Genomic DNA, 13,580 nt, shown 5'->3' on the forward strand with positions numbered 1-13,580 from the left:
GGCGCCGGTGCGCGGCACCACGGCGGGGACGGACCCCACCGCACGATCAGCAGGGGAGTGCCAGATGGCGAACATCGACGTCAGCTACCAGGAGATGCGGGACGCGGCGACGCGCCTCACCGCGGGCCAGGACGAGATCACCAACCGCCTGGGGGAGCTGCGTGCCTTCATCGAGCAGCTCGTCTCGTCGGGCTTCGTCACCGACCAGGCGTCGGTGGCGTTCGGCGAGTCGTACCGCCAGTTCACGCAGGGCGCGACCGACACGGTCTCTGCGCTGACGTCGCTGGGCGAGTACCTGCGCGCGGCGGCGGCGACCCTCGAGGACGCCGACTCCCAGCTCGCGGCCGGCCTGCGCGGCTGAGCATGACGTCCGCGCGCCTCACCGTCGACACCGACCGCCTGACCGCCGCAGGGACGCGGCTCGCCGACCTGGCGCACACGTTCTCGACCGCGAACGTCCACGCACGGAACCTGGCCGGGGCTTTGGTGCACCAGGACCTGGTGAACGTGGTCGGGGAGTTCGCGCTCGGCTGGGACGACGTGCGCGTCGGTGTGGTCAAGGACATCGGCTTCCTCGGTGAGGCGTGCGGACGGATCGGCGACACGTTCGCCGACCTGGACGCGGCTTTCGCGGTGCAGCTGCGGGGTCTGGTGTGAGCCGGCCGTCGGACTGGTACCCGCTGGCCGTGATGGACCCGGTGGCGGGGGACCCGGAGCGGGTGCGAGCTGCCGGTGAGGAGTACCGGGGCGTGGCCCGGCAGATCGAGGCGGCGGCGGACGAGCTGCGGGCGATCGCCTCGGAGATGGACGGCGGTTCTGCGGCCGTGGACGAGGTGGACGCGAAGGCCACGCGTCTGGCGGACACCATCGAGCGGGCGCACGGCCGGTACGCGGCCACGGGTGAGGCGTTGCTGACGTACGCGGGTGCGCTGGCGCACGCACAGGAGCTGTCCCTGGCGGCGCACACCACGGCGGTGACGGCCCTGCACGCGCAGGACGAGGCGCTGGCGAGCATCGCCTGGTGGACGCGCATGGCGGACGGTGCGAGCGACCCGGCCGTCCGTGACCGGTACCTCGCTCTGGCAGACGACGCGCGGACGGACCTGCGGTCGGCCGACGGGCAGCTCGACGCGGCCCGCACCGACCTGCGCGTCGCGGTCGCGCAGCGCGACGGTGCCGTCAGTGCGGCGTGCGCGGCGATCCGCGGTGCGATGGACCGCGACGACCTGCACGACACCATGTGGCAGGACCTCGGCGGGGGCGTCCAGGAGGTCGGGCTGCACCTGTGGAACGGCGTCGACGAGGTCGCGACCGTGCTGGCGATCGCCGCGGTGCTGCTGTGCTGGATGCCGGGCGTCAACGGCGTGCTGGCCGCGGCCGCCACGATCGCCGGGGTCCTGCTGCTGTTCCGGGACTCGGTGGACCTGGCCAGCGGCAACGGCAGCGGCGAGGACGTGCGGGCCTCGGCGCTGGGTGTCGTGACGTTCGGGGTGGGTCGGTTCGCGCAGCAGGGGATCCGGTTGTCGGTCGCGGCGGCACGCGGCGGGCGGACGCTGCGGCAGGTGGACATGGCGGACGACGCGGCCGGAGTGGCAGCGCACTCGGCGGCGCACTCGTCGGTGGGCGCGGCGACCAGGAGTCGTCTTGACCAGGTAGCCGGCGGCCTGCGCAATGCCGACGTGCTCAGGTCCGCCGAGCTCTGGCAGCACATGAGGCCTGGCGTCATCGCGCGTGACACCTGGAACCAGCTGCGGGGCGGAGTCGACCTCGTCGCAGCGCCGGGGCTGTATCGGCCGAGTGCGAGCGGACATGTGTCGCGTCCGGTCGACACCGTGGCCAACCCACTCAGGGAGTACGGCGTCGAGGTGGCGACGACCTGGACTCAGCACAAGGGCGCCGGCGCCTTCACCGCAGTCGGCAACGAAGCAGCAGCACGCGCACTCACGGCAACCAGCGCGGGTGGCACCGCTCATGGCTGGGTCGCCCTGAGTGGTGGTGTCCAGGTCGTGGAGAGCGCGTGCGCGCTCGCTCCGGCCGCGTCCGCGGACGCGCTTCGCGACTCGTGCTCGCTCGACGTCAAGGAGGTTAGGAGATGAACCAGAACCCGACGGAGGGGGCGACGGGGACATTCCTTGTCGAGTTCGAGCTCACGAGCCCCGCGCAATGGATGGGGTGGACAGCGGGGAGTGCCATCGAGCCCTTGGCCAGGACCATCGCCGAGCAACTGGCGGACGAGGGTGCGGCGAGAGCGGTCACTGCCCGGTCCATCGAGGTGATCAACGCGGACTCCCTACGCAAGCAGGGGATCGTCGCGCACAACGCGATCTGGGTCCCGGACAGGTCTACGGGCGAGGTCGCAGCCGTTCTCGACCTGACGGTCATGCCTGCGGCGGGTGGTGCGGCGGCACCGGAGCGGCATCTGACCCGCAACCTGCGTCGAGCCTTCGGGTGGACCACGCGGATCGTGGAGTACGCGGCGCAGACGTCAGAGGTTCCGGCGGGTCGCATGACGATCGAACAAGTGCTGCTGCGGCGGTTCGGTGAGCGACAGGTACAGGCGTACCTCTTCCTGCACGTCTTCCCGCCGGGTGCGCATGAGGCGGCCTGCCTCGTGTTCAACACCGTGCACCTGGACCTGGTGACCGAGATCGCCCGGCAGGGCCGCATGTTCGCGGAGTCACTGGAGCTGACGCTCGGCGACATCCCCGGCGGACGGCGGACACGGTGAGCGGGGGCGTCCGCGCGCGTGGGGCGTCCGACGCAGCTGCGAGGAAGTCCGCGCCTCGGCGCGTGCTTGTCCGACTGGTTCACGTTGAATGGGTGCTCCCAGACGAGTCTTGGGGTGGTTGGGTGCCTGCGCCGAGCGTCGGAACCGTCGCGAGCGGCCTGTCCAGGGAGCTCGCGGACCAGGGGCCGGCGAGAGAGGTGACGCGGCGCTCGATCGAACTGGTGAACTCAGACTCGTTGCGCAAGAGAGGCATCGTCGCCGCGAATGCGGTGTGGGTGCCCGTTCGGTCCACCGGGGAGGTCGCTGCGATCCTCGACCTGACCGTGATCCAGGCGCCGGGTGGTGAGTCCGCTCCGGAGCAGCACCTGGCGCGCAGTCTGCGCAAGGACTTCGGGTGGACGACGCGGATCGTGGAGTACGCGGCGCAGACGTCGGAGGTCCCGGCGGGTCGGTTGACGATCGAGCAGGTGCTGCTGCGGCGGTTCGGGGAGCGGCAGGTGCAGGGGTTTCTGTTCCTCAACGTGTTCCCGCCGGGTGCCGCGGAGGCGGCGTCGTTGGTGTTCAACACGGTGCACCTGGACCTGGTGACGGAGGTCGCCCGGCAGGGTCGGATGATCGCGGAGTCGCTGGATCTGACACTCGGCGACATCCCGGGTGGACGGCGCAGAGGATGAGCGGGGGCGTCCGTGCGCGTGGGGCTCCGCTGGTCAACGTGAACTACTCCTACCCAGACTGCTGGGCAGGATGGACACCTGGATGGAGCTTCGCTCGCTTTGCACGCGAGATCGCCGGAGAGCTCGCAGAGCCGGGCCCCGCATCGGAGGTCACTGCGCGCGCGGTCGGACTGGTCAATGCCGACTCGTTGCGCAAGAGGGGCATCGTCGCGCAGAACGCCGTGTGGGTGCCCGACCGGTCGACTGGTGAGGTTGCGGCAATCCTGGACGTCACGATCATTGTGGCGCCCGGCGGTGAGTCCGCTCCGGAGCGGCACCTGGCGCGCAATCTGCGCAAGGACTTCGGGTGGACGACGCGGATCGTGGACTACGCCGCGCAGACGTCAGAGGTCCCGGCGGGTCGGTTGACGATCGAGCAGGTGCTGCTGCGACGGTTCGGGGAGCGGCAGGTGCAGGGGTTTCTGTTCCTCAACGTGTTCCCGCCGGGCGCTGCGGAGGCGGCGTCGTTGGTGTTCAACACGGTGCACCTGGATCTGGTGACGGAGGTCGCCCGGCAGGGTCGGATGATCGCGGAGTCGCTGGAGCTGACGCTCGGCGACATCCCCGGCGGACGGCGGAAGGGATGAGCGGGGGCGTCCGTGCGCGTGGGACGTCCGACGGGGCCATCGGGTTGGTCCTGCCGGCGGACTGGTGGGTCGTGCCGCTCGCCGACGAGACGCAGCGCGGCCGGGTCGTCGCGGCGCTCGTCGAGCACCAGGTCGGCGGTGGGGACGCGTCCGCTGCGCTGCGACGCCAGCTCCGGGTCGACATCGGCGCAGCGGCACGGCGTGCGGCGGCGTCGGGAGGCTGGGGGATGGCGTTCATGCTGATGCGCGCCGGCGACCACCCGCTGCCCGCGACGATGACCGGCTACCGGTCGCCCGGGTCCTTCCGGGACGAGGGCGGCGTGGCCGAGGTCCGCGGGGCGCTCGAGGCGGCGACCGTCGCGGCGGGCGGGCGGCTGGACGCGGGTGCGGGCCCGTTCGGCCTCGTGCTGCGGAGCATCCGCGAACGCACCGGCACGTGGCACGACGTCGTCGACCTGCCCGTCCTCGCGTGCGACTACTGGACGGACCCCGACGACGGCCACGGCCTCGTGCACCTGTCGTTCACCACGTCGCTCGTCGCGCTGCGCGACGCCATGTGCGACCTGTTCGACACCGTCGTGGCGACCCTGCACCGCAGCGACCACCCACCCGCACCCGACGCCGGTGCGAGCGACGACGATCTCGTGGCGGCGCGGGTTGCCGCCCCTACCGGCGATCCGTCGACCCGGCCGTGAGCGCGGCCTGGGCGAGGAGCAGGCGAGTCGCGTCCGCCGCCGGCATCGGCCGCGCGAACAGGAAACCCTGGGCGAACGGGCACCCCAGCTCGGCCAGGGTCGCCGCCTCGGCCTCGGTCTCGATCCCCTCGGCGATGACGTCCAGCCCGAACCGGGCACCCATCGTCACCATCAGGCCCACGAGCTCGCGGCTGCGGCGGCTCGTCTGCATCCGCTGCACGAACGACCGGTCGATCTTGAGCGCACCGACGGGGAGCTCGTGCAGTGCCGACAGCGACGAGTGCCCGGTCCCGAAGTCGTCGACGTGCATCTCGACGCCCTCCTCCCGCAGCTGGCCGAGGAAGCTCACCGCGACGTCCTGGTAGTGCATGATCACGCCCTCGGTCACCTCGAACACGATCGAGGACGCGGGCACGTCGAACCGGTCGAGGGCCGCGCGCAGCGTCGGGCGCAGGTCCGGGTCCCAGAACTGCCGGTTGGAGAGGTTGACGCTCACGGTGCAGTCCTCGAAGCCGGGGACGGCGTCCCGCCACTCCCGGATCTGACGGCACGCCTCGGCGATCGTCCACAGGCCGATCGGCCGGGTGTGACCGGTCGCCTCGGCGACCGGCAGGAAGTCGTCCGGTGGGACGAGCCCGCGCTGCGGGTGGTGCCAGCGGATCAGCGCCTCCAGGCCGACGATCCGGCGAGTGTCCAGACGCACGATCGGCTGGTAGTACAGCTCGAACTGGTCCTCGGCGATGCCCTGGTCCAGGGCGGACTCCATCTGCAGGCGTGCCATCGCTCGCGCGTGCATCGCGGTGTCGAACAGCACCACGGAGCCCGGTCCCTGTGCCTTGGCCCGGTACATGGCGGTGTCGGCGTCCCGGAGGTACTCGTCGGCGGACTCGTACTCGACGGCACTGACGGCGATCCCGGCCGCGGCGCTGACGGTCCGGGTCCCCTCGTTGACGACCACCGGCACGGACATCACCGACAGCAGCCGCCTGATCACCTCGGGCAGCCCCGGGATGTCCTGGACGTCGTCGATCAGCAGCGCGAACTCGTCGCCGCCGAACCGCGACACGGTGTCGGTGACGCGCACCTCCGACGACAGTCGCCTGGCCACCTGGATCAGCAGCTCGTCGCCGACCTGGTGCCCCAGACTGTCGTTGACGACCTTGAACCCGTCCAGGTCCAGGAAGACCACGGCGAACTGGTAGTCGGCGTGGCGCTGGGTGCGCAGGATCGCCTGGTTGAGCCTCTCCAGGAACAGCGCCCGGTTCGGCAGGCCGGTGAGCAGGTCGTAGTGCGCGTCGTGCCGCAGCTGTTCCTCCAGCTGCTGGCGCTCGGTGACGTCCGTCATGGACCCCACGAGCCGGGTGACGGTGCCGTCGGTGTCACGGACCGACAACGCGTTGGTGATCATCCAGCGGTAGGTGCCGTCCGCGGTGCGCAGCCGGTACCCCACCTCCAGCGCGGGGTCGCGGCCGTTCAGGTGGTGGGACAGCGCCCGGTCGACGGTGACCCGGTCCGCAGGGTGGACGCGGCTGAGCCACTCGTGGGAGGTGGCACCGATCTCGTCCTCCGTGAAACCCAGCAGGGCCTTCCAGCGCGCCGAGTAGTAGACGACCCCGGTGCCGAGGTCCCAGTCCCACATGCCGTCGTTGGCGGCCTCGGCAGCCAAGGCGTAGCGCTCCTCGCTGACCCGCAGCCGCTCGACCGCGCGGTCCTGGTCCAGGGCCACGGCCAGCAGCACGGCCCAGTGGTTGAACCGTTCGAAGACCGCCTCCTCCATGACGTCGAAGGGTCCGGTGAGGGCCAGGAAGCCGTGGTCGCTGCCGTCGAAGCGGAGCGGCACCACCAGCGTGAGCGCGTCGGGACCGATCTCCTCGTGCCGGGACGCCGGGGGGAAGGCGCGGACGTCGCACGGCTCGTCGCGGCGCCCGCTCCCGCCCTCGTCGGGGTAGACGCCCACGATGCGCAGCTCGTGGTTGTCGTTCCACAGCGCGAGGCTGCCGCGCGGCACGTCCGTGCCGCTCAGCCAGGTCAGGGACCGCACGTCCCGGTCGTGGCGGCGCACCAGCTCCGTGCTGACCCGGTGGTACCGGCGCTGCACCTCGACGTGCTGGTTCACCACGGCGCCGCTCTGCTGCCGGCGGTGGGACTGCAGCGCCCGAGCGGTGACGTCGACGGCACGCCGGTCCAGCGCCGCGGCGGCCGGGGCGTCACCGGGGGCGAGCAGCGCGGTCACCGCCACGGCCAGTCCCCGGACGGCCGCGACCGCGTTCAGCGGGGACGACGAGCGGCCCATCACGTGCCGCAGCGCGTCGGTGGCGGACTTCTCCGCTGCGCCGAGGTCCGCCTCCGGCGTCCGCAGCACCTGGCCGAACAGGGTGAGGAGGTGCTGCGCGGCGACCCGCAGACCGTCCTGCCGGGTCGGCGTCAGGTCCTGCTCGCCGTACAGCACGGCCCCGAGATCGCGCACGAACGGCGCGCTCAGGCCCTCGAGACCGGAGGGTTCGCCGTCGCCGTGGGCCTCGACGGTGCGGCAGCCGCAGGACTCCCGCACGACGAACGTGACGGGCATGCGGTGCAGGCCCGGTTCGACGACGTCGCCCCGCAGGGCACGCAGGGCGAGCGCGCAGGCCATCGATCCGGCGAGGGTGAAGCTCTGGGCGACGGTGGACAGCGGCGGGTGGTGCTCCGCGGCCTCGGGAATGTCGTCGAACCCGACCACCGCGACGTCGTCCGGCACGACGACCCCGTCGGCCGCGAGGGCCTCGATGAACGCCATCGCGGTCGCGTCGGTGCACGCCACCACGGCGGTGGGCAGCTCGCCCAGCTCACGCAGGCGGCGCACGGCGAACGCGCCGTCGTAGGTCTCGTCCAGCCGCCACGGCACCGGTACCTGGTCGGTGGGCAGCAGGCCGTGGGCGAGCATGGCCTGCCGGTACGCCTCGTAGCGGATCGAGTCGTCGGCGTTGGCGGGCTGACGGCCCACGAAGGCGATCCTCGTGTGACCGTGCCCGACCAGGTGGTCCAGCGACGCACGGACGCCCTGCTCGTTGTCGGGGACGACGGTGGGGCAGTCACACCCCGACGGCGCCTCGTACACGGTCACGACCGGCTTGCCGGTGGCGGCGAAGGCCTGCACGTAGTGGGAGTCCACGGCCGCCGGGGCCACGACCAGCGCATCGAGGTGGTCCCAGCTGACCTGCGAGGCGAACCGCTCGTCCTCGAAGTCCAGCAGACCGGCGTCGTGCGTCTGGATCGCCACGATCCGTGCGCCCTGCGCGCTCGCGGTGTCGATGACCCCGGTGAGTATGCTTCCGAAGAAGTAGCCGTGCACGTTGGGCGCGATGAAACCGACCGCGGGTGGCCGCCGCTGGGAGATGCCGTCGATGGTCGCCTCCTTCGTCGCAGTCGCCATCGTCACTGCCCTGGCATCGGCAGATCGAGGCCGGACCTGGAGCGCTGGCCACCCAGTCCGGGCGTCGGCCACCCCGGATCACCCCGGTCGGACGAGCTCCGCGAAGACCACGACGTTCGCCTCGTAGTGCCGCACGGTCGGGTCCCACGCGCCCCCGCACGTGATCAGGCGTAGGCCCGCGTGGTCGATGTCGCCGTAGACGGCGTCCGTCGGGAACTCGTCCTTCGGGTGCTCCTCGACGGCCGTCACCACGAACACCGGTGCCGTCCCGTCGGTCCGGGTCACCCGGACCTCGTCGCCGACGGACACACGCGCCAGGTCGTAGAACACACCCGGCCCGGCCCAGTCGACGTGCCCGGCGATGACCGCGGGACCGAGCTCACCCGGGGTCGGCGCCCGGTCGTACCACCCGGCGGGGAACCCGGCCGGCGGCACCTCCATGGTGCCGTCCGCCTGCAGTCCCAGCGTCATCAGCTCGGAGTCGACGCCGATCGACGGGATCGTCACCCGGAGCGGGACGGAGGGCGCCATCATCAACGGACCCGCGACCCGCGACGCGGCCGCCGATGGCGCCGCGGAGGCGGTCGCAGGCGCGGCCTCGGCCCCGTTCGTCGGGTCGAGCACGCCGGGTGCGGCCGGCACGGTGCCGCACGCGGCGGTCGTCAGGACGGCCGTCGTCAGGACGAGCGCGACCGCCCACGGCGGCGCGCCCGGCCGCCTCGTCACTCCGCGCGCGACCGGCGGGTTCGCAGTCGCGACGTCCCGGCGACGATGACGGCGGCCGCGCCCAGCAGGGCGAGGACGACGGCACCTGTCGTCCCGGCGCCGACGCTGCTGCCGTCACCGGTGGAGACCCCACCGGTGGGGACCTGCGGCACCTGCGGCCCGCGCCGCGCCGCGGACCCGGAGCCCGCGCCGGAACCCGTCCCGGGACCTGCGGTCGCGCCCACGCCGGCACCAGCGCTCGGGGCCGGTGTCGCGCCCTCGCTCGGGACGACGGTCGGACTCGCGGTCGCGCTCGCGCTCGCGCTCGCGCTCGGCGTCGGCACCGCGCACAGCGGGCGGATGATCGTGTTCGAGTCCAGGGTGACCGCGCCGTTGCGGGCCAGGACGCGGCCGGCGACCGTCGCCCCCGTGGTCAGGGTGATGGACGTCAGGGCCATGACGGTGCCGACGAACGACGTCCGCGTACCCAGGGTCGTCGAGCTGCCGACCTGCCAGTAGACGTTGCACGCCTGAGCGCCGTCGATGAGCACGACCGCGCTGTCGGTCGCGGTGATGAGCGTCGACGGGGTCTGGAAGACCCAGACGGCGTTCGGGTCGCCGTCACCGTCCAGCGTGAGGGTGCCGGTCAGACCCAGGGCGTCGCCGGAGGAGTACACGCCGGACGTCAGGGTCAGACCTCCGAGCTCGTTCGGGACCGCCATCACGGGCCCCTGCCCCGCGGCGTTGTCGTACGCCGTCACGAGGTCCGTCTTGGCCTGGTCGGCGACGTCGTCCGCGGCGTGGACGGCCCCGGCGTGCGTGATCGAGCCCGCCCCGGTGAACGACGCGGTGGGGGACGTGCCGATGTCCCCGGTGACCGTCGTCGACCCGGTGTTCGTGATGCCCGCTCCCGCGAGGATCGCGAAGCTGTCCGCCGTGGCGAGGGGCACCGCGACGGGGGCGGCCTGCGCGCTCGACGCCAGGGCGACGGCCAGGGTGACCGTCGCTGCGATCGCTGCGACAGCCGCTGTGCGCGGACGAGGGTGACGACGTACGCCGGTCGTGGCCTGCATGGTGATGTCCTCCGGTGGCGGGAGTGCCTCCGAGTGAACACCCCCTGCCGCGACACTACGGCCTGCACCTGCCCCGTGCCGACGGCTGCTCGACTCACCGGCGGGTCGCGCTGGACAATCCCTCAGGATCTGCGCATTTCCGCGCGACGAGGCCCGGAGGCGGGCGTCATCCGCGCCTCGTCGTCGTGCCCAGCAGCGCGGGCGGCATCGCCACGAGGTCGCCCGGGACGTCGACGTCCTGACGCGCGCCCGACGTCGCCGGCACGTCGAGCCGCACGTGCCCGGCGGCGGCGTGCCGCGCCGAGGACCCGCGCCCGAACGCCGGGCGCAGCGCGTGCGGCGCGGTCGCCGTCAGCATCGTCGTGCCGGTCCCGGCCGCGTCCGGCACGTGCGCGCGTGGCAGCGCACCGGCCGCCTCCAGCACGGTGTCGACCTCCCGCGCCACGAGGAAGGGCAGGTCGCCGAGCACCACGACCACGGGCGCCCGGGGCGCGACCGTGCGGACGTGCGCCGCACCGGCCAGCACCGCCGCGTCCAGGCCCCGCACCTGCGCGTCGGGGCCACCGGTCGGCTCGTCCACCACCGTCGTCCGGGGCCCGCGCAGCAGCGCGGCGAGCGCCCGGTCCGGGGTGACCAGGACGACATGGTCGACGCGGTCCGCGGTCAGCAGCGCGTGCACGGTCGCGGCCGCCATCTGCCGCACCAGGTGGGCGCGGGTGTCGTCGTCGAGCGCCGGGGCGAGCCGGGACTTGCCCCGACGCGCCTCCTTGACGGGCACCACCGCCCACCAGCCGCTCACGGGGCGACACCCACCAGGTCGAGCGCTGCCGCCGCCATGCGGGCGGTCGCGGCCACGTCCGTCATGAGGGTCGGTGCGGCCGCCGCGACCCACCCCTCGGCGCGCAGCGGTGCGACGGCACCCGAGTCCACGTCGTCGACGAGCCACGCGTCGAGCACCCCGCCCGTCGCGCGCAGCCCGAGGTGGCGGGCGACGGCGGCGGCGTCCGTCGCGACGCCGGTCGCCGTCAGGCACGCGTCCGCCATGCCGCGCACGGGCGCCCCGCCGATCACCGGGCTCACGCCGACGACCGGCGCGGACGTGGCGCGCAGCGCGTCGCGGACGCCCGGCACCCCCAGGATCGTGCCGACCGAGACCACGGGGTTCGACGGCGGGACCACGACGACGTCCGCGCCTGCCAGCGCCTCCAGCACCCCCGGTGCGGGCGTCGCGTCCTGCACCCCGACCTGGACGAAACCGCGTGCCGGGACCGCGGCCCGGTGCCGCACCCACCACTCCTCGAAGTGCAGCGTGCCCTCGTCGGTGACGACGTGCGTCTCGACCTCGTCGTCGGACATGGGCAGCAGCCGGACGCCCGGCGACCAGCGCGCGGCGAGCCGCTGGGTCACCGCGGACAGCGGCAGCCCGGAGCGCAGCAGGGCGGTCCGCGCCAGGTGGGTGGCCAGGTCCAGGTCGCCGAGCGTGAACCACTCCCAGCCCAGCCCGTAGGCGACCAGGTCGTCCGCGACGTGCGTCGACTCACCGCGTCGGCCCCAGCCCTGCTGCTCGTGCACCGCACCGCCGAGCGTGTACATCAGGGTGTCGAGGTCAGGACACACGCGGACCCCGTGCAGCCACATGTCGTCGCCGGTGTTCGCCACGACCGTGACCTGCGCGGTCGTCCCGCCCTCGCCGTCCGGCAGACGCTCGCGCAGCATCGCGAGCAGCCCGCGGGTGAAGCGCGCCCCGCCGACGCCGCCCGACAGCACCGTGACCCTCATGCGTGCGACGTCCCGGTGGGGCTGTACGCGATCACGGGCCGGCCGGTCACCGGGTGCGTCAGGACGTGCGCGTCGACGCCGTACACGTCACGGACCAGCGCCGGCGTCAGCACCTCGGCCGGGGGGCCGGCGGCCGCAAGCCGACCGCCCGACAGGACGAGCACGTGCTCGCAGTACGCGGCCGCGAGGTTGAGGTCGTGCAGCGCGGCCACCGTCGTCACCCCCAGCCCGCGGACGAACCCCAGCAGCGCGAGCTGCGCGCTCACGTCCAGGTGGTTGGTCGGCTCGTCGAGGAGCAGCAGCGCAGGCTCCTGGGCGAGCGCCCGTGCGATGTGCACGCGCTGCCGTTCCCCGCCCGACAGCGTCGCCCACCCGCGGTGGGCCAGGTGGGTCGCCGACGCGGCGTCGAGGGCCCGGTCCACGGCGCCCGCGTCGGAGTCCGTGCCCCACAGCGTGCGGTACGGGATGCGGCCCAGGGCGACGACCTCGCGCACGCTCAGCGGCACCGTCGCGTCGGACGACTGCTCGAGCAGCGCGACGTGCCGGGCACGGTCGCGGCGGGGCATCGTGTGCACCGGCACCACCGGCCGCGGGTCGTCGGCGCCGGGGTCGCTCACCAGCACGGCCCCGGCCTGCGGTGCCAGCACGCCCGCGACGAGGCGCAGGAGCGTGGTCTTCCCCGCGCCGTTGGGGCCCAGCAGGCCCGTCAGCGCGCCCGCGGGGGGCGTGGCGTCGATGCCGTCGACGACCCACCGCCCACCCAGCCGGGTGCCGACACCCGCGATCGTCAGCTCCACGCGCCACCCCGCCCCCGGCGCAGCAGCACCGCGAAGACGGGGACCCCGATGAGCGCGGTGACGATGCCGACCGGCAGCTCACGCGGGTCGAACACGGTCCGGGCGAGCGTGTCCGCCCACACCAGCAGCACCGCACCGGCCAGCGCGGCCACGGGCAGCAGGCGGCGGTGCGCGGGACCGGTCACGACGGACACGGCGTGCGGCAGCACCAGGCCGACGAACCCGATGGCCCCGGACACCGCGACCATCGCGCCCGTCAGCAGGGCGACCAGCGTCATCATCGCCCAGCGCGTGCGGTCGACGTCCACGCCGAGCGCCGCCGCGGCGGTGTCGCCGAACGCGAACGCGTCGAGCCGTCCCGACGCCAGCAGCACGACCGTCCCGACGACGAGCAGCGCCGCCCCGGCGATCGCGGCGGACGACCACGTCGCGCCCGCGAGCGACCCCATGAGCCAGGACAGGATCTCGCGGTACGAGTCGCCCGTGGCCGTCCAGAAGATGACGAACGAGGTCGCCGCGGCCGCGAGCTGCGACACCGCGAGACCCGCGAGCACCGCGCGCGTCGGGGTGAGCGTGCCGCCCGTCCGCGCGAGCGTGAGCGTCGCGACGAGAGCCAGGAGCGCCCCGGCGAACGCCGCGACGGGCAGCAGCAGGCCGACGCCCAGCACCAGGACAGCCACCGCGCCGAGCGACGCACCCGACGACAGCCCCAGCAGGTACGGGTCGGCGAGGGGGTTGCGCGTGAGGGACTGCATGACGGCACCCGCGACGGCGAGGCCCGCGCCGACCGCGGCGGCCGTCACGACGCGGGGGAGCCGCAGGTCCCACACGATCGCGTCGTGCAGCCGCGGCACGTCGGGGTCGCGCAGACCCAGGTGCGCGAGCACCGACCGCACGACCTCGCCGACCGCGAGGTCCGCCGGTCCGATCGTCACCGCGACCAGCAGGGTGGCGACCAGCGCGACCGACCCGATGCCGACCAGCAGCGCGAGCGGGGGGCGCAGCGGGGCCCGCGGTCCGGCGCTCCCCACGTCGACGACGCCCGCGTCGCGGGTGCCGGGCTTGGCCGGTGGTGCGTTCGTGCTCGGCAT

At 73.6% G+C, this 13,580-nt stretch carries 14 protein-coding genes; 7 read left to right on the forward strand and 7 right to left on the reverse strand.

All coding sequences use genetic code 11. From position 1 onward, the window contains the following. Positions 1 to 64 precede the first annotated feature (64 nt). From OKX07_RS07715 to OKX07_RS07745, 7 genes are all read left to right on the forward strand, one after another. Positions 65 to 361: a WXG100 family type VII secretion target gene (locus OKX07_RS07715; RefSeq protein ID WP_265631240.1), complete on the forward strand. Its 297-nt coding sequence runs from the start codon at positions 65 to 67 to the stop codon at positions 359 to 361. Between the two features lie 2 nt (positions 362 to 363). Next, positions 364 to 657: a hypothetical protein gene (locus tag OKX07_RS07720; RefSeq protein WP_265631241.1), complete on the forward strand. Its 294-nt coding sequence runs from the start codon at positions 364 to 366 to the stop codon at positions 655 to 657. Then, positions 654 to 2,096, forward strand: coding sequence for a hypothetical protein (locus OKX07_RS07725; RefSeq protein ID WP_265631242.1), 1,443 nt, complete (start codon positions 654 to 656; stop codon positions 2,094 to 2,096). The genes OKX07_RS07720 and OKX07_RS07725 overlap by 4 nt, the downstream gene beginning before the upstream one ends. Next, on the forward strand, positions 2,093 to 2,728 hold the full coding sequence (locus OKX07_RS07730) for a hypothetical protein (RefSeq protein ID WP_265631243.1): 636 nt from the start codon (positions 2,093 to 2,095) through the stop codon (positions 2,726 to 2,728). The genes OKX07_RS07725 and OKX07_RS07730 overlap by 4 nt, the downstream gene beginning before the upstream one ends. 92 nt (positions 2,729 to 2,820) lie before the next feature. Beyond that, positions 2,821 to 3,402, forward strand: a complete 582-nt coding sequence (locus OKX07_RS07735) for a hypothetical protein (protein WP_265631244.1) — start codon at positions 2,821 to 2,823, stop codon at positions 3,400 to 3,402. Positions 3,403 to 3,440: 38 nt separating this feature from the next. Next, positions 3,441 to 4,028: a hypothetical protein gene (locus OKX07_RS07740; protein WP_265631245.1), complete on the forward strand. Its 588-nt coding sequence runs from the start codon at positions 3,441 to 3,443 to the stop codon at positions 4,026 to 4,028. Continuing rightward, positions 4,025 to 4,723, forward strand: a complete 699-nt coding sequence (locus tag OKX07_RS07745) for a hypothetical protein (protein WP_265631246.1) — start codon at positions 4,025 to 4,027, stop codon at positions 4,721 to 4,723. Before OKX07_RS07740 ends, OKX07_RS07745 begins: the two co-directional genes overlap by 4 nt. Here OKX07_RS07745 and OKX07_RS07750 read toward each other — a convergent pair. From OKX07_RS07750 to OKX07_RS07780, 7 genes are all read right to left on the reverse strand, one after another. Further along, positions 4,695 to 8,135 (reverse strand): EAL domain-containing protein, encoded by a 3,441-nt coding sequence (locus tag OKX07_RS07750; protein WP_265631247.1) that lies wholly within the window; start codon positions 8,133 to 8,135, stop codon positions 4,695 to 4,697. The genes OKX07_RS07745 and OKX07_RS07750 overlap by 29 nt on opposite strands. Positions 8,136 to 8,213: 78 nt before the next feature. Then, positions 8,214 to 8,861 carry a class F sortase gene (locus OKX07_RS07755; protein ID WP_265631248.1) on the reverse strand — a complete coding sequence of 216 codons (648 nt, stop codon included), beginning with the start codon at positions 8,859 to 8,861 and terminating at the stop codon, positions 8,214 to 8,216. Beyond that, complete coding sequence (locus OKX07_RS07760) at positions 8,858 to 9,913, reverse strand: ice-binding family protein (protein WP_265631249.1); 1,056 nt, start codon at positions 9,911 to 9,913, stop codon at positions 8,858 to 8,860. Before OKX07_RS07760 ends, OKX07_RS07755 begins: the two co-directional genes overlap by 4 nt. A gap of 166 nt (positions 9,914 to 10,079) precedes the next feature. Further along, positions 10,080 to 10,712 carry a 2-phospho-L-lactate guanylyltransferase gene (gene cofC, locus OKX07_RS07765; protein ID WP_265631250.1) on the reverse strand — a complete coding sequence of 211 codons (633 nt, stop codon included), beginning with the start codon at positions 10,710 to 10,712 and terminating at the stop codon, positions 10,080 to 10,082. Continuing rightward, positions 10,709 to 11,692 carry a 2-phospho-L-lactate transferase gene (gene cofD, locus OKX07_RS07770; RefSeq protein WP_265631251.1) on the reverse strand — a complete coding sequence of 328 codons (984 nt, stop codon included), beginning with the start codon at positions 11,690 to 11,692 and terminating at the stop codon, positions 10,709 to 10,711. The genes cofC and cofD overlap by 4 nt, the downstream gene beginning before the upstream one ends. Then, on the reverse strand, positions 11,689 to 12,489 hold the full coding sequence (locus tag OKX07_RS07775; RefSeq protein WP_265631252.1) for a putative F420-0 ABC transporter ATP-binding protein: 801 nt from the start codon (positions 12,487 to 12,489) through the stop codon (positions 11,689 to 11,691). Before OKX07_RS07775 ends, cofD begins: the two co-directional genes overlap by 4 nt. Next, positions 12,480 to 13,580, reverse strand: a complete 1,101-nt coding sequence (locus tag OKX07_RS07780; RefSeq protein WP_265631253.1) for a putative F420-0 ABC transporter permease subunit — start codon at positions 13,578 to 13,580, stop codon at positions 12,480 to 12,482. The genes OKX07_RS07775 and OKX07_RS07780 overlap by 10 nt, the downstream gene beginning before the upstream one ends.

It is taken from the genome of Cellulomonas sp. S1-8 (genome assembly GCF_026184235.1).
Taxonomy (GTDB): domain Bacteria; phylum Actinomycetota; class Actinomycetes; order Actinomycetales; family Cellulomonadaceae; genus Cellulomonas.